The organism is Nocardia africana NBRC 100379, assembly GCF_001612635.1.
Classification (GTDB): Bacteria; Actinomycetota; Actinomycetes; order Mycobacteriales; family Mycobacteriaceae; genus Nocardia; species Nocardia africana.
In genome coordinates this window covers 168,435-189,129 of sequence record NZ_BDAV01000009.1, presented here as the reverse complement: position 1 = coordinate 189,129, position 20,695 = coordinate 168,435, and the positions used below count along the sequence as shown (strand labels likewise).

Annotated in this window: 21 protein-coding genes; 9 read left to right on the top strand and 12 right to left on the bottom strand. The window is 69.6% G+C overall.

Annotated features, from left to right (window positions below; translation table 11 throughout):
- The first annotated feature begins 34 nt into the window (after window positions 1-34).
- Together NA3_RS15425 and NA3_RS15420 are read left to right on the top strand one after the other, a co-directional pair.
- Window positions 35-1,555, top strand: a complete 1,521-nt coding sequence (locus NA3_RS15425) for a MutS-related protein (RefSeq protein ID WP_062964315.1) — start codon at window positions 35-37, stop codon at window positions 1,553-1,555.
- Window positions 1,552-3,027, top strand: coding sequence for a MutS-related protein (locus tag NA3_RS15420; RefSeq protein WP_062964314.1), 1,476 nt, complete (start codon window positions 1,552-1,554; stop codon window positions 3,025-3,027). Before NA3_RS15425 ends, NA3_RS15420 begins: the two co-directional genes overlap by 4 nt.
- 10 nt (window positions 3,028-3,037) lie before the next feature.
- Here the strand turns inward: NA3_RS15420 and NA3_RS15415 are convergent, their stop codons facing one another.
- From NA3_RS15415 to NA3_RS15405, 3 genes are read right to left on the bottom strand one after another with little or no spacing between them, the layout of a single operon-like run.
- Window positions 3,038-3,376, bottom strand: coding sequence for a ribbon-helix-helix domain-containing protein (locus NA3_RS15415; RefSeq protein WP_030516975.1), 339 nt, complete (start codon window positions 3,374-3,376; stop codon window positions 3,038-3,040).
- Window positions 3,358-3,651: a hypothetical protein gene (locus NA3_RS15410; RefSeq protein ID WP_051043657.1), complete on the bottom strand. Its 294-nt coding sequence runs from the start codon at window positions 3,649-3,651 to the stop codon at window positions 3,358-3,360. Before NA3_RS15410 ends, NA3_RS15415 begins: the two co-directional genes overlap by 19 nt.
- A gap of 27 nt (window positions 3,652-3,678) precedes the next feature.
- Window positions 3,679-4,782 (bottom strand): quinone oxidoreductase family protein, encoded by a 1,104-nt coding sequence (locus tag NA3_RS15405; RefSeq protein WP_062964313.1) that lies wholly within the window; start codon window positions 4,780-4,782, stop codon window positions 3,679-3,681.
- Window positions 4,783-4,883: 101 nt separating this feature from the next.
- Between NA3_RS15405 and NA3_RS15400 the strand changes: the two genes are divergently transcribed.
- Entirely contained in the window at window positions 4,884-5,825 is a 942-nt protein-coding gene (locus NA3_RS15400; RefSeq protein WP_062964312.1) for a LysR family transcriptional regulator, read from the top strand.
- Window positions 5,826-5,829: 4 nt separating this feature from the next.
- On the opposite strand, the gene NA3_RS15395 is transcribed toward NA3_RS15400, so the two are convergent.
- The 4 genes from NA3_RS15395 to NA3_RS15380 are packed head-to-tail and all read right to left on the bottom strand — an operon-like array spanning window position 5,830 to window position 7,878.
- On the bottom strand, window positions 5,830-6,372 hold the full coding sequence (locus tag NA3_RS15395) for a hypothetical protein (protein WP_062964311.1): 543 nt from the start codon (window positions 6,370-6,372) through the stop codon (window positions 5,830-5,832).
- Window positions 6,373-6,414: 42 nt separating this feature from the next.
- On the bottom strand, window positions 6,415-6,822 hold the full coding sequence (locus NA3_RS15390; RefSeq protein WP_036508401.1) for a hypothetical protein: 408 nt from the start codon (window positions 6,820-6,822) through the stop codon (window positions 6,415-6,417).
- On the bottom strand, window positions 6,819-7,091 hold the full coding sequence (locus NA3_RS15385) for a hypothetical protein (RefSeq protein ID WP_030516981.1): 273 nt from the start codon (window positions 7,089-7,091) through the stop codon (window positions 6,819-6,821). The genes NA3_RS15390 and NA3_RS15385 overlap by 4 nt, the downstream gene beginning before the upstream one ends.
- A gap of 40 nt (window positions 7,092-7,131) precedes the next feature.
- Window positions 7,132-7,878 (bottom strand): SCO6745 family protein, encoded by a 747-nt coding sequence (locus NA3_RS15380; protein ID WP_062964310.1) that lies wholly within the window; start codon window positions 7,876-7,878, stop codon window positions 7,132-7,134.
- A gap of 385 nt (window positions 7,879-8,263) precedes the next feature.
- On the opposite strand from NA3_RS15380, the gene NA3_RS15375 reads away from it, so the two are divergent.
- On the top strand, window positions 8,264-10,534 hold the full coding sequence (locus NA3_RS15375; RefSeq protein ID WP_062964309.1) for a serine/threonine-protein kinase: 2,271 nt from the start codon (window positions 8,264-8,266) through the stop codon (window positions 10,532-10,534).
- Window positions 10,535-10,576: 42 nt separating this feature from the next.
- Window positions 10,577-11,287 (top strand): metal-dependent hydrolase, encoded by a 711-nt coding sequence (locus NA3_RS15370; protein WP_062964308.1) that lies wholly within the window; start codon window positions 10,577-10,579, stop codon window positions 11,285-11,287.
- Here NA3_RS15370 and NA3_RS15365 read toward each other — a convergent pair.
- Window positions 11,225-12,097, bottom strand: a complete 873-nt coding sequence (locus NA3_RS15365; RefSeq protein ID WP_062964307.1) for a helix-turn-helix domain-containing protein — start codon at window positions 12,095-12,097, stop codon at window positions 11,225-11,227. The genes NA3_RS15370 and NA3_RS15365 overlap by 63 nt on opposite strands.
- A 101-nt stretch (window positions 12,098-12,198) precedes the next feature.
- Between NA3_RS15365 and NA3_RS15360 the strand changes: the two genes are divergently transcribed.
- The gene (locus NA3_RS15360; RefSeq protein WP_062964306.1) at window positions 12,199-12,918 is read left to right on the top strand and encodes an SDR family oxidoreductase; all 720 of its coding nucleotides are present in this window, start codon (window positions 12,199-12,201) and stop codon (window positions 12,916-12,918) included.
- A gap of 102 nt (window positions 12,919-13,020) precedes the next feature.
- On the opposite strand, the gene NA3_RS15355 is transcribed toward NA3_RS15360, so the two are convergent.
- The 4 genes from NA3_RS15355 to NA3_RS15340 form a co-directional block, all read right to left on the bottom strand.
- Window positions 13,021-13,512: a peptidylprolyl isomerase gene (locus tag NA3_RS15355; RefSeq protein WP_062964305.1), complete on the bottom strand. Its 492-nt coding sequence runs from the start codon at window positions 13,510-13,512 to the stop codon at window positions 13,021-13,023.
- A 259-nt stretch (window positions 13,513-13,771) separates the two neighbouring features.
- Entirely contained in the window at window positions 13,772-14,158 is a 387-nt protein-coding gene (gloA2, locus tag NA3_RS15350) for an SMU1112c/YaeR family gloxylase I-like metalloprotein (protein ID WP_062964304.1), read from the bottom strand.
- A gap of 195 nt (window positions 14,159-14,353) precedes the next feature.
- The gene (locus tag NA3_RS15345) at window positions 14,354-15,223 is read right to left on the bottom strand and encodes a fructosamine kinase family protein (RefSeq protein WP_084491579.1); all 870 of its coding nucleotides are present in this window, start codon (window positions 15,221-15,223) and stop codon (window positions 14,354-14,356) included.
- Window positions 15,220-15,849: a TetR/AcrR family transcriptional regulator gene (locus tag NA3_RS15340; RefSeq protein WP_062964303.1), complete on the bottom strand. Its 630-nt coding sequence runs from the start codon at window positions 15,847-15,849 to the stop codon at window positions 15,220-15,222. Before NA3_RS15340 ends, NA3_RS15345 begins: the two co-directional genes overlap by 4 nt.
- 337 nt (window positions 15,850-16,186) lie before the next feature.
- Between NA3_RS15340 and NA3_RS15335 the strand changes: the two genes are divergently transcribed.
- The 3 genes from NA3_RS15335 to NA3_RS15325 all read left to right on the top strand — a co-directional run bounded on the left by NA3_RS15335 (window position 16,187) and on the right by NA3_RS15325 (window position 20,693).
- Entirely contained in the window at window positions 16,187-16,894 is a 708-nt protein-coding gene (locus NA3_RS15335) for a DUF8020 domain-containing protein (protein WP_062964302.1), read from the top strand.
- Window positions 16,895-17,087: 193 nt separating this feature from the next.
- A complete protein-coding gene (locus NA3_RS15330) occupies window positions 17,088-19,748 on the top strand; it encodes an excinuclease ABC subunit UvrA (RefSeq protein WP_062964301.1) in 2,661 nt (886 codons plus the stop codon).
- A 108-nt stretch (window positions 19,749-19,856) separates the two neighbouring features.
- Window positions 19,857-20,693 (top strand): glycosyltransferase family 2 protein, encoded by an 837-nt coding sequence (locus tag NA3_RS15325; protein WP_062964300.1) that lies wholly within the window; start codon window positions 19,857-19,859, stop codon window positions 20,691-20,693.
- Window positions 20,694-20,695: the final 2 nt, after the last annotated feature.

The following is a 20,695-nucleotide window of genomic DNA, read 5'->3' as shown; positions in this document are numbered from 1 at the left end:
CACCGACCCGGCCGGCGCGGGAAGTGGGTGGGGAATGCAGACCGTCAGCGTGTTGTGGCCGGTGCCGGCCGAGCGCGTCGCCACCGTCGAGATCGGCGACGAGGCGCTGACCGACCTGGAAATCGAACCGCTGATCGCCGCGATCGTCGGCGAGATCGACGACCACGACCTCACCGCCCTGCTGCGCCGCCCCATCCGCGACCCCGGCACCGTCCGATTCCGCCAGCACGTGTTCGCCGACCTCGACGACCACGAAACACGCACCGCCGCAGAGGAATTCGTCATCGCCATGTGGCGGGTGCGGCGGCGGCTGCGCATCGCGGGCGAGCTGCACCACCCGCATCAACGCCATCGCCTGCACCTCGACGCCGCCGCCGAGTACCTGGCCGCGGTGACCGCACTGCATACGACGACCGCGCGACTGCCACTGCGGTCGCGGGCACTGCTGCGATGGCGCACCTACCTCGACACCTATTGCGCGAGTCCAGCTCTGCGCGCCCTGGCCGACGACATCGCCGGCGTGCAGGCCGCGCTGGCACAGGTGCGCTACCGGCTGCGGATCGTCGACCGCACCCTCGAGGTGAGCGCCGCCCGCCCCGCCCCCGACTACACCGCCGCCGTGACAGACCTGCTCGCCCGCTTCGGCGCACCCCACCGCCCCGCCCCGCGCCCGCACCCGGAGTGGCCGGACATGAACCAGACCGAGGAACAGATCCTCGACCGGGTCGCCGGCCTGTTCCCCGCACCGTTCGCGCGACTGGCCGAATTCGCCACCCGCCATCGAGATTTCATCGCCCCCGACGTGGCCGACTTCGATCGGGGCATGCAGTTCTACCTTCGCTACCGCCGGTTCGCCCACCGCGCCGCCGGCGCGGGCCGCGGGGTGTGCCTTCCCGAGATCGCCGCACCGGGCGAACCGATCCACGCCGACCGCGCCTACGACCTCGCCCTCGCCACCCGCTCACCGAACCCGGTGGTGTGCAACTATTTCCGCCTCGAACCGCCGGAACGGGTAGCGGTGCTGACCGGCCCCAACCAGGGCGGCAAAACGACCTTCGCGCGCACCATCGGACAGCTTGTGTATTTCGCCGCCCTCGGCGGCCCGGTCCCCGCGCAGGCGGCGCGGCTGCCGCTGCCGGATCGCATCCACACCCACTTCGAACGCGCCGAACACGCGGGCGACCCGGACGGACGGCTGCTGGCGGACCTGCGGTCGATGCGCGAGATCCTGCGGACCGCGAGCGCGGACACCCTGATCGTGCTCAACGAGAGCTTCTCCACGACCACCACCCACGACGGCGTGCGCATCGCCGGTGAGGTCCTGGCCCGCATCGTGCGGCTCGGCGCGTGGGGCGTATGGGTGAGCTTCTTCGACGACCTCACCGAAGCCGGACCCGAGGTGGTGTCGATGGTGGCATCGACCGACCCGAGTGACCCCGCACGCCGCACCTACCGCATCGTGCGCCGCCCCGCCGACGGCAACGCCTACGCCACCGAGCTCGCCGACCGCTACGGACTCGGCTACGACGCGGTGGTCGCGAGGCTGGCGCGATGAGAGTCCGGCTGCTCTACCCCAGCGACACCGCACCCGCGCCGATCACGCTCGGCGACACCACCGTCGCGGATCTGGGCATGTCCGCGCTGTTCGACACGATCGCCGACAGCGACCCGGCGGCCGCCGACGCGGTCCGGGCCGTGATCGCCGCGGCCCCGGCCGATCCGGCCGCGATCGCCCACCGCCACGCCGTGCTCACCGACTGCTGCGCGCACCCACACCTCGTGCGCGCCGTCCACGACATCGCCACCGCCGCCACCTCGGTACGTCGCTGGACATCCACCGCGCGGCGCGCCAACGGCACATTGGTCCTCACCCTTGCCCCGTTCACCGAACAGCTCGAGCAGCTACGCCGGCTGCGCACCCTGCTCGAACGCGACGGCCACCACCTCACCGCCACCGGCTGGAGCGACCTGATCGCGACGACCACACAGTTCGACGACACCTTCCTGCACGCGGTGCGCGACGAGCTGAATGCCCTGCGCTTCGACCACGGGGCCGAGATCGAGGCAGGCCTGGGGCCCGGCAACAAGATCACCGATGTCGTGGTCCACCCGCCACCGCCGCCGCGCCGCACCCGTTTCGGATTGCCACGCGGCACAAGCGTTTTCGACGCGATCGCCGACGGTGACGTCAATTCCGATCCGGTGACGCAGATCAAGGATCACGCGCTGGCCGAACTCGCCGGCGTGGTCGCCGCAGCCGCCGACCACGTACACGCCTTCTTCCTGCGGTTACGCGAGGAAACCGCCTTCTACCTCGGCTGCCTGATCCTGCGAGAACACCTCGACCGCACCGCGATTCCCTACTGCCTGCCGCACCCGCATCCACCCGGCACCGCCCGGCTGCGCTGCCGCGGGCTGCGCGACATCACCCTGGCCCTGGGCCCGGCACCGTCGAGCGTCGCGGGCAGCGACCTGCTCGCCGACGGGCGATCGCTGCTGATCGTCACCGGCGCCAACAACGGCGGCAAATCCACGTTCCTGCGCAGCCTCGGCGCCGCGCAGCTGATGATGCAGGCCGGAATGTTCGTTCTCGCCGAGGAATTCGGCGCCGACGTCCGCGACGGGGTGTTCACCCACTTCGTCGGCGACGAGGACCACACCCTGTCCTACGGCAAGCTCGCCGACGAACTGGTCCGGATGAACGCGGTGATCGACCGGATCGGGCCGCACGGGCTGCTGCTGTGCAACGAGGCGTTCGCCTCCACCGGCGAACGCGACGCCGGCCGTATCGCGGGGCCGCTGCTGCGCGCGCTCACCGAGGCCGGTGTGACGGTCGTGTTCGTCACCCACCTCTACGACTACGCCCGCACCCGCCACGCCGGCGCGCACCCCGGCGATCTGTTCCTGCGCGCCGAACGCGGCCCCGACGGCACCCGCACCCACCGCATCGTGCCCGGGCCGCCGGAGCCCGGCGGGCACGGCTACGACCTGTGGGCCGCCACCGAACTCGAGGCCCTCGAACACTGACCGGCGCGGCTCAGGCCGAGGGACGCAGACTGCTCAGCACCCGGATCGCATCCGACAGCGGGATCATGCGGCCGGGTTGTTCGGCGAGCAACCCCATCTCGATGTATTGGCGAATCAGCATCGAGGGGGTGATGCAGTGTTCGGCGGCCGCCTCCCGGATCCGGTCGCGCAGATCCTTCGGCAGCTTCAGGGAGGTGGTGACCATGCCGCGTTCGATCTCCTCGCCGGTCGGCGGCAGCGCGGGCGCCGCGGCGGAGTCGTCGAACACCAGACCGTCCACGACCGCCTGCGGGTCGGCGCCGGGCTTCGGTTCGAAGATGTGCTTGTCGGTCATCGGTTCGCCTCCCATGCGGTGTATTCCTCGAGCTGCTGCGGGCGCATCTGCGCGGCCATCACGATCTCCCAGGTGCCGGCCGACTCCGGCGACGGCCGCATCCGCAGCATCACCACCAGTGGACGACCCGCGTCGGTGCGGCCCCACACGGTGGTGACGGGTAGCCCTTCCGGGGTGCGGGCCGGGCGCGGCCAGCGCCGCGACGAATACAGCACCTCCATCACCTCCCAGGGCGCCACTTCGGCACGAGCCAGGAACGAGTGGATTCCGATCCACCATGCGTACTCCACGCAGCCACCATAATACCCGCGTATTACCTACTCCGTCAGTGGTGACCGTCGCTGCGGCAGCACCACCGTACGATCGAACGCCGCCGGATGGGCCGCGGCGTGCTCGACCGCCGCCGCGATCTCCGCCAGCCCGAAGGTGGTGACCGTTTCCGCCGACAGATCCAGCAGCCCGCACCGCACCAGCTCGATCAACCCCGCCACGGCGGTGCGCGGGCACATCCACTGTCCCCGCACCGTGACACTGTTGCGCATCAGCCACGGATACGGCAGCGCCAGATCGGGACCGCCCAGCATCCCCACCCCGCCCATGAGCACGACGCGCCCGAACTCCCGCACCGTCATCGCCGCGGTCCGCACCAGCCGTGGATCCGCCGCGGGCGGCAGGATATCGAGCACCACATCCACCGGTCCCCCGCCCGCCGCGTGCATCGCCCGCCGATCCGCCTCCGCGTCACCGGTCAGCTCGACGGGGCGGACCCGGTCGCCGAACAGATCCCGCAGCCGGGTCAGAGCCGCGCGGTTGCGGCCGGGAGCCACCACCCGGCTCGCACCCATGGCCAGCCCCACGGCCACCGCCGCACCCCCGAAATTGCCGGTCGCCCCGCTCACCAGCAGCGTTTCCCCGGCCCGCAGATCCGCCGCGAGCAGACCCCCGTACGGCACCAGTGGCACCGCGAGCGACGCCCACCGGGCCGCGTCCTCGGCATCGACGTCGCCGAGCGGCACGGCGTTCTCGGTCGGCACGACCATGCGCTCCGCGAACGAACCGTGATGGAAGTACCGCGACAACCGCAGCCCGCCCTCGCCGCGCGAACTCCAGCCCTGCAACGTGATGTCGGGGGTGCGCGCGTCGTCGCGGGATCGCACTGTCGGGTCACACCACACCAGGTCACCGGGCCGCAATCGAGTCGCATCCGGACCGGCTGAGATCACCCGCCCCACCCCACCCATTCCCGGGATCACCGGCGGCTCCAGCGGATATTTGCGCCCACCGCCGAAAACGTCTGCCGCATAAGGCAATACACAGGTGGCGAGCACATCCACCAGGACCTCGCCCGGCCCGGCCACCGGATCGGGCACGGCCCTCACCGCCAGCGGCTGCCCGAACTGCTCCAACATCGCCGCACGCATCGCTCACTCCTCCGGTTGGCGAATCACTTCCCCGCCAACGTAGGACGCGATCCGGGCATGCCACCAGCGAAAGTCCGGCATATCTGGTATGCCGAGCAGTCATGGATCTGTCACCGGCCGGACTGCGGGTACTGGCCGAGGTCGCCGAACGCGGCTCGTTCACCGCCGCGGCCACCGCCCTCGGCTACACCCAATCCGGAATCTCCCGCCAAGCCGCCGCCCTCGAACGCGAGGCCGGCAAACCCCTGTTCCAACGCCACCGCACCGGCGTCCACCTCACCCCGGCCGGGCTGACGTTGCTGCGGCACGCGCGGGTCGTCCTGGACGCGCTCGAGGCGGCGCGACGCGACCTCGGCGACCGTGACGTCACCCAGCGGGTGCGGCTGGGCAGCCTCATCAGCGCGGGCGCGGTACTCGTACCCAGCGCGCTGGCCGCACTGCGACGCACCCACCCCGCACTCGAGGTGTCCACCCGCGAGGGCACCACCCCGGCGCTGGTCCGCGCGATCCGCGCCGGCAGCCTCGATCTCGCCGTCATCACCTCGCGGCCGCCGCACCACCCGCCCGACACCGAACTACCGCGGCTGATCGTCGACCAACTCGGCGAGGTGGAACTGCTCGTCGCCGCCCACGCCACCGGCCGCTTCGCCGGACGCGCCACCGTCACCGTCGACGAACTCCTCGACGCCGCGTGGATCGCGAGCCCCGCCGCCACCACCGAACCCCTCCTCGGAGTGTGGCCGGGCCTGCCCGGCCGCCCCCACATCGCCCACCGCGCCCGCGACTGGCTCGCCAAACTCGCCCTCGTCGCCGCCGGCTGCGGCGTGACCACCGTTCCCTCGGGGCTGTTCCCGGCACTGCCGCCCGAGGTGATCACGTTGCGCGTCGTCACCGGCTCCCACGACCGCGCCGCCACCGAACTGCGCCGCCTGTCGCTCATCCGCACGCCCGCCCCGCTCACCCCCGCGGTCGCCGCCGTCATCGAGGCATTGCGCAGCGCCGCAACACCTTTCACCCCCGGCACCGCCCGCCCACCGGGCTAGCGGATCACCAGATCAGGGTCCGCTCGGGCACCCGCACACACGCGAAGAAACGTTTGCCGATATCGCTGCCGTCGTGGTTGTAGGCGTTCATGATCTCGGCCAGCTCGTCGGCCAGCTCCTGCAGCGCCGGACTCGGGTTGTCGATGCCGCAGTCGCTGACCCAACCCCACTCCCGCGGCACACCCTCGATCGTGACGATGATCTTGCCGACGTAGGGCGTCGCGACCGAATAGGAGATCTCGATCGGAGCGTCCCGGATCGGCGACCGTTCGGCGAGCTCCGCGCGATGCTGCGGCATGCTGAAGATCCGCGCGAAAGCGATGTCCTGACTGATCATCTCGGCGATACTCGCCAACGTGGCATGCCGGCCGACCCGGTGATAACGCGGACCGTAGTCGCGGTCACCCCGCGGCCCCGCCGACTGCGGATGCTTGGCCAGGATGCGGTCGAGCATGCGCTGGGCGGCATCGCGTTCGGCGGCGCCCGTCGCGGGATGGTCGATCAGCTGGCGCAGCCGGGAAATCCGGGGGCTCAGGGCCGTTGACATGGTCGCGGTCCTCTCCTCGTCGTCGCACGGCAGCCGCGGCCGTCACGGCAGCGGATCGACCAGCACCTGATGGTCGATGCGTCGCAACATATCCGGCCGAGCGGTCAAACACGGCCAATTGCGAGAGACCGCCTCACTGGCGGCGTGTCCGGCCGCCACCAGCCCATCGGCATCCGAGCGTCCGGCCAGCAGCGCCGCCACCCGGGAAGCCGCGCCGGTGTCCAGTCCGGTCACCACGGTGTGCGGCAGTTCCAGCAACACCGCGAGAATATCGAGCCGATCCGGCCGGATCAGCGCCTGCCCCGCCGCCGCCACCGCCGCGGGCACCACGATGGTATGACCGGCCTCGGCCGTCGCCCACGCCACCGCGTGCACGTACGGCAGCCGACGCGTCCAGCCCACCACGGCGGCGGTGTCGAACACCACGCCGCCCAGTGCGGCCGGACTCACGCGGCGCCGGCGCTTCGCCGATCCAGATCCTCCGCCGACAGCGGCGGCAGGCCCTGCACACGCCGGGCCTGATTCACCAGCTCGAGTGGCGGCACGCCACCGAAACTGGACTCGATGGCATCCAGCGAGATATCGCGATCCATCCGATCCCGCAGCGCGGCCGACACGTAGGCGGACAGATTGTCGATCCGCCCCGACGCCTTCCAGCGCTCCAAGGTGGACACATCATCCTTGGGGACCGAGATCGTCACCTTCTTCGTCTCCGCCATACCAATAGCTTACTGCAGTATGGCACCCGGACGGCAGCGGCTACCGCGCGAAGACGGTGGCGTGGGCCGCACGCAGCAGCTCGACCAGTTCCTTACCCGCGGTATCGTCCAGCGCCGCGAAGGCCGGGGCGATCAGCTCGTCGGTCAGCGCCTCGGCCGCATCCCAGCGTTCCCGCATCGCGGCACTCACCTCGGTGGTGTCGACCCGTTCACCCCACCCGAACAGCCGCGCCTGGGTGGGCCCGTCGGTCCGCGGTGAACCACCGATCAGCACCGCTTCGAACGGCGACAGCCCACTCGCGCGCACCGCCATCAGATGCAGGCCACCGCGCAGCTCACGCAGACAATGAATCAACTGCAACACCCGGCCGGGGGCATCACCCGCGAGCGGCAACGCCCGCCAGCCCGCGAACAGGCTCACACCCGCCACATCCGCGGCATCGGTCACCACTTGCAGCAGGTCGGCCAACCGGTCGCAGCCGTCGAAACCGGCGAGTTTGCGGCGACCGAAACCCTGGCACGCCGCGAGATATCCGGCCGCGGCCTCCGCGGGCGCCATCGTCACCGAATCCCACGCCGCCCGAACGGTTCCCGGCTCGAAGAACCCGAACGCCGCGGCCACCACGTCGGCGTCCACCTCGCCGAGCACCCCGCCGCGGCCGCGCGTATACGGTCCGATGAAGCCCTCCACGCCGGTCGTGGCACCGAACGCCTTGGCCTCGCGGGAGAACATGAACGCGCCCCCGATGGTCTGGATCTCGGATTTCACCGCGGCCGGCACCGACACGGCGGACCCCTTTCGACGAGAGCGACCGATCCGGCCGCTCGGCTGCCTCGACAATCGCCCGGAGCCTATCTCGCTTCAATCCACTAACGCCAGAGCCGGGTCGCGATTCCGCCGAGCCCGCGAACAACCGCCGAGCTAATCCACCATCGCACCGCCGGATTCGGCCCGCCCACCCGGCGGCGCCGCGACCGCCCCGGCTGGCGAACCCGCCGACCCGGCCCCGGCGATATTCCGCCGCCGCCCTCGACCGGCTTCCCAGCACCGCACGGTACGCACGAAATCCCGTATAACGTAACGGCATCGGCACGTTCCCCGGAATTCATGGGAGGATTCACCTATTCTCGGGCCCGGGCCCGGGTACCACCGATTTCGAAGCGAGCGAGGGATGACCGACAACCTCGGCGCGACCGCACCCGACCCCGGTGCCGACCGCGCCACCGCAACGCAGACCGCGCTGACGTCGCTCGTCGCCCGCTTCGCCCAGCAATGGCAAACCTCCGGCGAACCACCGGACCTGTCGGCCCACCTGCCCGCCGAACCCACGCTGCGCCGCTCCGCGCTCATCGAACTCATCAAGGTCGACCTGCACGAACGCTGGCAACGCGACACCGACGCACCACGCCTGGCCGACTACCGCGACCAATTCCCCGAACTCGCCGCCGCACCCCTGCCCCCCGACCTCGTCTACGAAGAGATCACCGCCCGCAGCCGCCGCGACCACCACGCCGTCGACCTCGCCGAATACGAACAGGACTACCCCATCCAGATGGCCCGCATCACCGAAGGATTCGAGGACCTACCCCCCTCGGCACCCGGACTGCGCACCACCATGCTCGCCGATCCCACCGCCCTCGACGCCCTCGACACCATCAACCCCGGCGCCACCGTCGACGACTTCGACCTGCTGCTACCGCTCGGCCAAGGCGCATTCGCCCGCGTCTTCCTCGCCCGCCAACGCTCCATGGGACGCCTCGTCGCCGTCAAGATCTCCCACGACCGCGGCAGCGAACCACAAACCCTGGCCCAACTCGACCACGACCACATCGTGCGCGTCTTCGACCAGCGCCAGATCACCGACCAGCACCTCAAACTCATGTACATGCAGTACGTGCCCGGCGGCACCCTGCTCGGCGTCCTGCGCATGCTGCGCCGCACCCCACCCTCGAAGCGCAACGGCACACTCCTGCTCGAAGCCATCGACGCCGCCACCACCACCGGCGGCGTCCTCGAACCCCAGCCCTCGCCCACCCGAACCGAACTCGCCCGGCTCAGCTGGCCCGAAACCGTCGCCTGGCTCGGCAGCCGCCTCGCCGCCGCCCTCGACTACGCCAACCGCCGCGGCATCCTGCACCGCGACCTCAAACCCGCCAACGTGCTCCTCACCGCCGACGGCCACCCCAAACTCGCCGACTTCAACATCAGCTTCAGCCGCCACCTGCCCGGCGCCAACCCCGTCGCCTACTTCGGCGGCTCCCTGCCCTACATGGCCCCCGAACAACTCGAGGCCTGCCACCCCGAATTGGACACGACCGCTGCGGATCTGGACACCCGCGCCGACCTCTACGCCCTCGCCGTCGTGCTGTGGGAACTGCTCACCGGCCGCGTCCCCTTCGACGACGACCACGACGCCGGCGAAACCGAGGAATCCCTGCAAGCCATGATCGACCGGCGCCGCACCCCCATCGCCGCCCACTTCGAAGCCGACCTCCCACCCGACACCCCCGCCCTGCTGCGCCACGCCCTGCTCACCTGCCTGTCGCCCGACCCCGCCGACCGCTACGCCACCGGCGCCGAGCTGGCCCAGCAACTCGACCTCAGCCAGGACCGCGCCGCCCGCGACCTCGTCGACCCACCCACCCACAGCCTGCGCGCCCGCCTGCGCATGCGCCCCATGCCCGTCGTCACCCTCTCCAGCCTGCTCGGGCACCTGCTCGCCGGGCTCTACCTCGGCTCCCACAACCTGCGACTCATCCGCGACGCCCTCGGCCCCGACGCCGCCCACCAGATGGTGCGCCTCGGCATCGTCATGATCGCCATCGCCTACCCCATCGCCATCGCCGCCCTCATGTACTGGTGCCGCTCGGTGTTCGTGGTACCCAACGGATTACGCCGCGGCCGGCAGTTCGACGCCGGCACCCTCGCCCGCGCCCGCGCCGACACCCTCGCCTGCGGCGACCGCATCGCCGTGGCCACCTTCGCCGGATGGCTTGCCGCACTGGGCGTCTTCCTCGTCAAACTGCACACCCTCGGCGGCGTACCCGCCGGCATCACCACCAGCCTCATCGCATGCAACCTCGTCGCCGCCTGCGTCGCCGTCGTCTACACCTACTTCCCCGTCACCTACTTCGTCTTGCGCTGGTACTACCCGGGTTTGGTCGCCGCCGGCGCCACCACCCCCGCCGACGCCGCCATGCTGCGCCGCATGGTGCACCGCAGCCGCATCTACCTCGGCGTCGCCGCCTGCGTCCCCCTCATCGGCGTGCCCGCCGGACTGGCCTTCCTCACCCCCGACCAACAACAGACCGTCATCGGCCCCATCGTCGGGCTCTGTGTCGGAGGGCTTTTCGCCTTCCTCATCACCCTGCGCACCTTCTACGCACTCGAATCCGATCTCAACGCCCTCGACCGCATCCTCGACCCCCACCCGCACTCCTGACCGGCTCGAGACCACCGACCAAGATCGGCTAATCTCGAGGCGGTGCTAGGACATTCACATGCGACCAGTGGTGCGCTCGCGTGGGCGGGAGCCGCTGCCGCGCTACCACTTTCGATTCTCACCTTCCCCGCCGCGCAGATCGGCCACCTCGGCACCGTCGACCTGCTCATGGGAACGTTTCTCACCGCCGGCGCCGCCCTGCTGCCCGACGCCGACCACCCCAGCGGCACCATCTCGCATGCGCTCGGACCGATCACGCACACCGCCTGCAAGATCATCTCCACCGTCTCCGGCGGACACCGCCACGCCACTCACTCGCTGGCCTTCGTCGCAGCCGTCACCTACGGCACCTGGGCCGGCGAACACTGGATCGGCCGCTGGTTCACCCTCGGCCTGGTCTTCTTCCTGCTCGCCTTGGCCGTCCGCGCCCTGAACCTGTGCCCGCCCGGCGAAGGACTGCGCTCCTACGCCACCATCGCCGTGCTCGCCGTCGCGGGCACCTTCGCCATGGACCAGTGGATCTCCGACAAACCCGCCTGGCTGCCGTTCTCCGTCGGCCTCGGCGCGCTCGCCCACCTCATCGGCGACTGCCTCACCGACCGCGGCTGCCGGCTGTTCTGGCCCCTGGACATCCGCACCCGGATCCCCATCATCGACCGCACCGGCAACAAGGTCGAAACCTGGGTGGTCTCACCGCTGTTCGTGCTCGGCACCCTCGCCGCGCTCTGGTACGTCATCACCCACCAGCCCTAACAGCGTCACCGCGTCGCGGTCCGGGCTGCCCGGCTCGGCCTGGAACGCGACGAACCGCTGCCCGTCCGGCGCGGTCAAGATCTCCGACGTCAACTCCATCCGGCCCACCGCCGGATGCCGGAACATCCGCCGCGTACCGCGCTTGGCCCGCACGTCGTAATGCGCCCACAGCGCCTCGAAATCCGCCGTCGCCGCGCACAATTCATCCGTCAGCGCCGCCAGCTCCACCGGATGCGACCCCGCACCCTGCACCACCCGCAGATGCGCCACACAATCGCGCGCCATCCCCGTCCAATCCTCGAACACCGTCCGCGCCGCCGGATGTGTGAACACGTACCGAATCAGATTGCGCCGCACCGGCTCCCACTGCTCGATACCCCACAGCAACCGCAACCCCTCCGGATTCGCCGCCAGCAGGTTACTCACCTGATCCAGGACGAAAGCCGGTGTCGGCCGCACCGATTGGAGCAACAACACCATGCCCCGCCCGGCCGGCTCCACCGGCGCCGCCGCCGCTGCCGACCGTGCCCCCGCCAGCCGCGCCACCCGATGCAGATGAGCCGCCTCGTCGGCATCCAACAGCAACGCCGAGGCCAACGCCGCCAGCACCTCCGGACTCGGATTGCGATCGCGGCCCTGCTCCAGCCGGATGTAGTAGTCCACGCTCAAACCCGCCAGCGCCGCCACCTCCTCGCGGCGCAGGCCCGCCGTCTGCCGCCGCCGCGTCCCCGGCGGCAGCCCCACCTGCGACGGCTGCACCCGCGCCCGGCGCGCACGCAGGAAATCCCCCAGGGCACGACGATCATTCACTCATCCAGTGTGCCCGCTTCCCAGCCACGCCGGGGTAGCCCCGCCAGGACCAGGCCACAGCCGGTCTCCCCGCCGCCCTCGCCGAACCGCACGGTGGATCCATGACCGACACCACCCACACCCTCGTCATCGGCGGCAGCTCCGGCATGGGCCTCGCTCTGGCCCAACGACTCCTGCCCGCCGGACATCGAATCACCATCGCCGCCCGCGACACCGACCGCCTCACCGCAGCGACAGCGCAACTCGAATACCCCGACCACGTCCGCGCACACCGCGTCGACATCGCCGAAGAAGCCTCCATCGCAGCACTTTTCGGCACCGTTGGCGCGGTCGACCACGTCGTCGTCACCGCCGCCGACATGCGCCGCGGGTACGGGCCGCTCACCGAACTGCCCGCGCGCGACGCGCGGAGCGTGCTCGACATCAAGGTGCTCGGACCGTGGCTGGTCGCCAAATACGCCGCGAGCCGCGTCACCAACTCCCTCACCGTGACCTCCGGAATCGCGGCCTACCGCCCCGCGCCCGGCGGCTCGGTCGTCGCCACCGCCAACGCCGCCCTCGAGGGCCTGGTCCGAGCGCTGGCCCTGGAATTGGCGCCGATCCGGGTCAACGCCGTCTCCCCCGGCTGGGTCGACACCCCGATCTGGGACGACTTCGCCGGCCCCGACAAACACGCCCGCCTCACGTCCATGGCCGCCCGGCTGCCCGCCGGCCGCATCGGCCGTCCCGCCGATATCGCGGCCGCCTTCCACGCCGTCCTCGACAACGACTTCCTCACCGGCGAAGTCCTCCATGTCGACGGCGGACACCGGCTGGTCTGACCGATCCACCCCGGACATGGCGGCGCCCCGCACCACCGGCCATCGGCACCGCTACCACTGCGGTGCTGAACGGACGGATATGCGGGGCGCGCGCCCTGCCGGTCAGGCCAGCTGAGCGGAGACGATCGTGATCGGCTCGACCGGAACATCCTGGTGGCCGGCCTTGGAGCCCGTGCGGACACCCTCGATCGCGTCCACGACGGCGTTACCGTCGGCGACCCGCCCGAAGACCGCGTAACCCCAGCCGTCCTGACCCGGGTAGTTCAGGAAGTCGTTGTTCGCCGTGTTGATGAAGAACTGGGCACTGGCCGAATGCGGATCCGCCGTACGCGCCATCGCGACGGTGTACTTGTCGTTGCGCAGACCGTTCTTGGCCTCGTTCTGCACCCGGTTGGGCGCCGGCTTCTGCTGCATATCGGCGGTCAGACCGCCGCCCTGCACCATGAAACCCGGAATCACACGGTGGAAGATCGTCCCGTCGTAGTGGCCGGACTTGACGTAGTCCACGAAGTTCGCGACCGTTTGCGGCGCCTTCGTCTCGTCCAATTCGAGGGTGATGTCCCCGGCTGATGTGTTGAGCAACACTGTGGTCATCCGGTCATCGTATGGCAGCCGCCTCCACCCGGCGGACAACCCCTCGTCTCGGACCCATGACGATGCCCTACCCATCCTGTGCTGTTTTTCGTTTTCGCTGTTCGAGCTGGAAGTCTGCGGCGTGATGGGCTGTCGACACATCGTTAGATGCGCATATCTCCATTACCTATTGAATTCGTACGACCGATCGTGGGTGACCACACGGCATGCCCCTGAGCGCCGGCACCTCCCCGCCACCGTGAGGACGCCCCGAACGGACTCAGGCCTCGTACAACTCCAACGGCAAGTCGTCCGGGTCGAAGAGGAAACCGAAACGGCGACCGGTGAAGTCGTCGACCCGGACCTCCTCGACGACCACTCCCCTCCCCCGCAGCTCCGCCAGTGCCGCGGCGACGTCCTCGACGACGAAGGCGAGATGACGCAGCCCGCACGCCTCCGGCCGCGACGGCCGGGGCGGCGGATCCGGGAACGAGAAGAGCTCCAGTTGCGCGCCGTCCGGCAGCGCGAGATCCAGCTTCCACGAACGACGTTCGGCCCGATAGTGCTCCGCCACCACCCGCAGGCCGAGGACCTCGGTATAGAACGATTTCGATCGCTGATAGTCCGACGCGATGATCGCCGCGTGGTGAATCCTCCGCAACTCCATGCCCCGACCGTAGCCACCTGGTCATGGCTGTCGTTGTCGGCAGCGGGTTTGGCCGTCTACCCAGTGCGACACTACGTCTTTACATGTCTAGATGCGCATACGTCCATATCGGTATGTTCGCGGCTTGCTTCTTCTCCTCGGCACTCGGGCGACCATATCGCTCCGATCAGGAAACAGGCTGTCTCCACAACGCTTTCACACTGCGGACAGCGCCTCTTCCGCGGCAGCGATGGCCTGTCCCCGGTATCCCCCGCCGAACAGGACGACGTGCACCAGCAACGGATACAGCTGATGCAGTGCGACCCGCTGGTCCGCGCCGGGCGAGAGCGGAAAGTGCTCCCGGTATGCCCTCAGAATGTGGCTCAGATACGGGGCCCCGAACAGCCGCAGCATGGCCAGGTCCGTCTCGCGATGTCCTCCGTGGGCGGCCGGGTCGATGAGCCGCACGCCACGCTCGGTCCACACGAGGTTGCCCGACCAGAGATCGCCGTGGATGCGGCACGGCGGCTCCGGTGGGCCGGCGAGATCGCCGATCTCGTCGATCACCCGCTCGACGAGCCGAGTCCCGTCGCGGCCCAGAACGGACGCGGCGGCGGGCAACAGCGGCTGCAGTCGATACCGCGCATACCAGGGCCCCCACTCCCCCGCGACCAGCGCGTTGTCCTGCGGCACGGTCGCGATACAACCCACCCACGGCGCCCCGTACCGGTCGACGGAATGCGTGTGCAGTTCGGCGAGCGCCGCACCGAACCGCACCGCGGCAGCACGGGTGGGAGCTATCGAGTCCAACCACGGCAAGACCAGGGTGCGGTCGTCGGCGCCCAGTACCTGCGGGATGAGGCCGGCGGCATCGGCCTCGCGTAACCAGCGCAGGCCCGCGGCCTCCGCGGTCAAGGCATGGTCCGCGGTCGAACCCGGTTCGCCCACAGCACTTTTCACGAAGGCATCGCGGCCGTCGGCCAGCCGCACGCGATACAGCGTCCAGGCGTGCCCGCGGCCGGCCGTATGCGCGGCCACCACCGGCACGCCCAGTAGGGACTCCAGGTGCGTCGACAGCTCGCTCACGAGCCGTAGACCGTCTGCCAGATCGCGCGCCCCAGCGCCCGGGCCAACTGTTCGTCGTCCACCGGACTTCCGGCGGCGAAGGTGAAGTCGATAGCACGCTCGACCATGCAGGTCAGGGCGATGGCGGTGGCCTCGACCTGCAGATCCGCGGATATCCGGCCGGCCGCGCGTTCCCGATCCAGCCGCCCGCGGACGAGTTCGGTGAAGCGTCGAACCCGATCCTGCCAGTAGCGGCCCACATCGCGGTCGTAGCCCGCCACCTCGGTGAGCGCGCGCAGGACGCGATGGTGTGCCCGGGTGCCCGCGATCATCAGTCGCATGGCCGTGACGACCCCCGCCTCTCCGTCGAGATGATCTGCGGCCCACCACAATTCGGCCGTGCGGAACTGGTCGTCGGTGGCGAGGTCGGCCATCCGGATCAGCAGCCGGCTCTTGTCGGGGAAATAGCGATAGAAGGTGGAGCGGGCGATGTCGGCCTCGGCGGCGATCCGGGCCACCGGCAGTTCGGTATAGGTGACGCCGGTGTCCAGCAGCCGGTCGACGGCGGCGAGGACCCGCCGCTCCACCGCGTCGCGCCGTTCGTCGCGTTCACGTGATCGCGAGCCGGGTCGGGTCAGCGACGCCATGTCGGGTGTTCGTCGAGGACGGCCATGGGCACATTGTCGCTCGAGTCATGGGACGGCGCAGGTGACCGGCCGGGCGACTTCGCCGGAAGAAATCGTCTTCGAGCTGGGAAAATCCTGTGATAACAGCCACACACGAGAGTCGACCCAGGTTCTGCTCCATTCCGGGTCCCAGTGGAAAGCACCACTGGCACTGGACGTTTCAGCCGCCCTCCGCCCAGCGGCTCGGGCGGGGTGAACACGATCTGAATGAAGGAAGTCGTGGTGTTCACTGTCTGTTAGCTGACCTGGTCTGTGATTCCCTCGTCCCTGAACCACTCTGTTTCGAGGTTCCGCAGAAATGATGATGAGGAAATTCGCCGCGACCGCCGCCATGCTGGTCGCCGCTGTCGGCGTCGCGGCCGGTACCGCCACGGCCGACCCCGCCGCCCCCGCGGCGCCCGAAAGCGTGTACTACAAGGCCAGCGTCGTCGACAACGACAAAGCCGTCATCAAGACCGACGGCGGCTCGATCGTCAACGAAGACGGCATGCTGAAGATCAAGGCCGCCAACGGCGCCGTGCTCGCCGGCACCCCGCTGAACTTCCGGGTCGACGACTTCGAGTTCCCGATCGCCGCCGACATCTCCGGCAACACCGCCACCCTGACCCCGCAGTACGACCTGCAGCACGCGGTCTACAAGCCGGTCGCCCTCCCCTTCGAGGACAGCGCGCCGTGGAAGACCCCGTACGACCGTGAGACCGCGGCCTTCAACCGTCTGAAGGACACCATCTCCACCGGCGCCACCATCGGCACCCTGGCCGGCGGTATCGGCGGCGCGGTCATCGGCTGCATCGCGGGAGCTGCCCTCGGTGTCGTCGCCACCGGTGCGCTGGCCACCCTGTTCGGCCTCGGCCCGCTCGGCGGCTGTGTCGCCGGTGCCGCCGCCGTCGGCTTCCTGGGTGTGCTCGCCGGCCAGATCTTCGTGACCGCCCCGGTCGCGATCGGCGCCGCGATCCAGTACTTCGCGACCATCAACGCCCCGTTCAAGCCGGCGCCGAGCAAATAACGCGCTTACCGCCGCCGGGTTCCCCGACGATGCCCTCACAGCAGTTTGCTGTGAGGGCATCGTCGTAGGTAGCGGTGGTCGACCGCGCCGCGTGAGTCGCCGCGATAGAAGCGGCCGGACCCGGGTAACCGGCTCGGACCGATGGCTTCATTCTTCGACGCCGGATCGACCACGTAGACGTGAGGCGGCTGTGATGACAGGTTCTCCTACGCGGGGGACGCCCGGCGGGGATCCGCCGGTCGCCGTCCCCGCCGGCGTCCGGGTGCGCGGTGCGCGGGAGCACAATCTCGCCGACGTCGACGTCGACATCCCGCGCGACGCGCTGGTGGTATTCACCGGCGTTTCGGGCTCGGGGAAGTCGTCGCTGGCTTTCGGCACGCTGTTCGCGGAATCCCAGCGCCGGTATCTGGAGTCGGTGGCACCGTACGCGCGGCGCCTCATCGATCAGGTCGGCGTCCCCGATGTCGATTCGATCGAGGGGCTACCGCCGGCGGTCGCCCTGCAGCAACACCGCGGCGGCGGCAGTGCCCGATCCTCGGTCGGCAGTGTGACGACGTTGTCGAGCCTGGTCCGCATGTTGTATTCGCGGGCCGGCAACTACCCCGCCGAGCAACCGATGCTGTACGCCGAGGACTTCTCGCCGAACACCGTGCAGGGCGCCTGCCCGACCTGTCACGGGATCGGCCGCGTGTACGAGGTACCCGAGAAACTGATGGTGCCCGACCCGTCGTCGACGATCCGGGACCGTGCGATCGCCTCCTGGCCGCCGGCCTGGCACGGTCAGAACCTTCGCGACATCCTGGTGTCGCTCGGATACGACGTCGACCGGCCCTGGCGAGATCTGCCGAAGAAGGACCGCGACTGGATTCTCTACACCGACGAGCACCCGACGGTGCCGGTGTACGCGGGGTTCACGCCGGCGCAGACGCGTCGCGCGCTGAAGCAGCAGATGGAGCCCAGCTACCAGGGCACCTTCACCGGTGCGCGCCGGTACGTCCTGGACACGTTCGCGAACACCAAGAGCGCCTCGGTGAAGAAGCGGGTGTCCCGATTCATCAGCAGTGCGGTGTGCCCCACCTGCGACGGCACACTGCTCAAACCGGAGGCTCTGTCGGTGACGTTCGAAGGGCTCGACATCGCCGAATTCTCCGCACTTCCCCTGGCTCGCCTCGCCGAACTGTTGTCGCCGGTGCTCGCCGAGAACTGGCGCCCGGCCGATATCGGCTCCGACGCCGTGCTCGACGAGTCGGCCCGGCGAAGGGCGGTCGAGAAGCGGGTCGCGGCCGGCGGCTCCGCACACGATGCGGCTCCGGATGTCCGTAATACGCCGAATATGTCGGTCGAAAAACGCGCTGCCGCACAGCGTTTGGCCGCCGAACTGCTGGAGCGGCTGCGTCCGGTCACCGACCTGGGCCTGGGCTATCTGTCTCTGGACCGCAGCACGCCGACCCTGTCGTCGGGCGAGTTGCAGCGCGTGCGGCTGGCGACGCAACTGTCCTCGCAGCTCTTCGGAGTCGTGTACGTCCTCGACGAGCCGTCCGCGGGGCTGCACCCGCGCGACCGCGACGCCCTGCTCGGCATCCTGGAGGGGCTGAAGCGCCGCGGCAACAGCGTGTTCGTGGTCGAGCACTCGCTGGACATCATCGGCGCCGCCGACTGGCTGGTCGATCTCGGGCCCGGCGCGGGTGAGAACGGCGGCCGGATTCTGCACAGCGGACCACCCGAAGGGTTACGCGACGTCGGTGAATCGGCGACCCGTCGCTACCTGTTCGGCCACGAGCAGCCCGCAGCCCGGACGCCGCGGCAGGCGGAGGAATGGTTGCGCCTGAAGAAGGTGCGCCGCAACAACTTACGTGACGTGTCGGTCTCGCTTCCGCTGAAATGCCTGACCGCGGTCACCGGTGTCTCGGGCTCCGGGAAGTCCAGCCTGGTCAGTCAGGCACTCCCCGCACTGGTCGGCGAGCATCTGGGCCATCCGGTCCTCACGGCCGACGACGACGAAGATGATCTGCTGCTCTCGGACGAGTCGCAGGCCGTCGACGGCACGATCGCCGGCGGCGTCGGCGACCTTCGCCGGGTAGTGTGCATCGATCAGAAACCGATCGGCCGCACTCCCCGTTCGAATGTCGCTACCTATACGGGAATGTTCGACTACATCCGCCGCCGTTTCGCGAGCACACCCAAGGCGCGGCGCCGGCACTACAACGCGGGCCGGTTCTCGTTCAACGTGGCGGCCGGACGGTGCCCGACCTGTGAAGGCGAAGGCTGGGTCATGGTCGAATTACTGTTCCTGCCCAGTGTTTACACACCGTGCCCGGATTGCCACGGCACCCGCTACCAGGCGAGCACACTCGAAATCACGTGGCACGGCCGCAATATCGCCGAGGTTCTGGAGATGAGCGTCGACGAGGCGCGCACGTTCTTCGACGGTGACACCGACATCCTGCGCTCGCTGACGGTTCTGTGCGACGTCGGGCTCGGCTATCTGCGGCTGGGGCAGCCGGCGACCGAACTGTCCGGCGGCGAGGCGCAACGGGTCAAACTCGCCACCGAACTGCAGCGCGCCCATCGCGGCGACGCGCTGTACCTCCTGGACGAACCCACCTCGGGACTCCATCCGGCCGATACCGACCGGCTGATGCTGCACCTGCAGAAACTCGTGGACGCCGGCAACACCGTCGTGGTCGCCGAACTGGATATGCGCGTGGTGGTCCAGGCCGACCATGTCATCGACCTCGGGCCCGGCGCCGGCAACGAGGGTGGCCGGGTCGTCGTCACCGGCACCCCGGCCGAGGCGGCCGCGGAGCCGCACAGCGCGACGGCCCCCTATCTCGCCGCGGCTCTGGGGAAATGACACGCCGTCTCGATCCGGCATTCCCTCGGCTTGTACCTCGAGGTCGCCGAAACTAGGGTGCACTTCTTGCAGGCTCGTTCAACATCCCTCACAGCACGGAGATGATTGATGATCTTGTCGGTGGTAGTCCCCGCTCTCAACGAAGCCCCCGTCATCGAGGACGCATTGTCGCGGCTGGTCGTCCAGGACGCGGTCGACGAGGTGATCGTCGTCGACAACGGCAGCGACGACGACACCCCGCACGTCGTCGAACAGTTCGCCGCCGCCCATCCGAAGGTGCAGCTGATCCACGAACCGGTCCGCGGCATACCGGCGGCGCGCAACGCCGGATTCGACAAGGCGCGGGGCGATGTCATCGCCCGTACCGACGCCGACACGCTGGTCGCCGACGACTGGGCGGCCACCATTCGCGACCACTTCGCCGCACACCCGGATACCGCGGCGCTGACCGGTCTGTGCACCTACCACGACTCCCCGATCGGCTTCTTCCTCGAATTCGGCCAGCGGCTGCTGCTGCGGCTGGGCAAGGTCGGCGGGCAGGTGGCGAATATGTACGGGCCGAACATGGCCCTGCGGCGTACGGCCTGGCAGCAGATCCGCTCCGACGTGCAGACCCGTGCGGACATCGCCGAGGATCTCGACCTGGCGCTGTGTCTGATGACGCACGGCCTGCGCATCCACCAGTTGCCCACCATGCGCGCCCGGACGTCGTCGCGCCGGCGGCGCACCACGCCGCACCACCACTGGAGGTTCCACCACATCGGGTTGCGCACCCTCGAACACCACGGCCTGCGCGTCCCACCGCACCAGCGCCTGATCATCGTGGCCGCCTGCCTATCCCACACGCTGCAGTGGCCGATCTACCGCTTCTGGGACTTTCACGGCCGCCGGTTCACTCTGCGTCCGGGCGCCGCGCGTATCTCCGCAACCGATGCCACCGACTGATC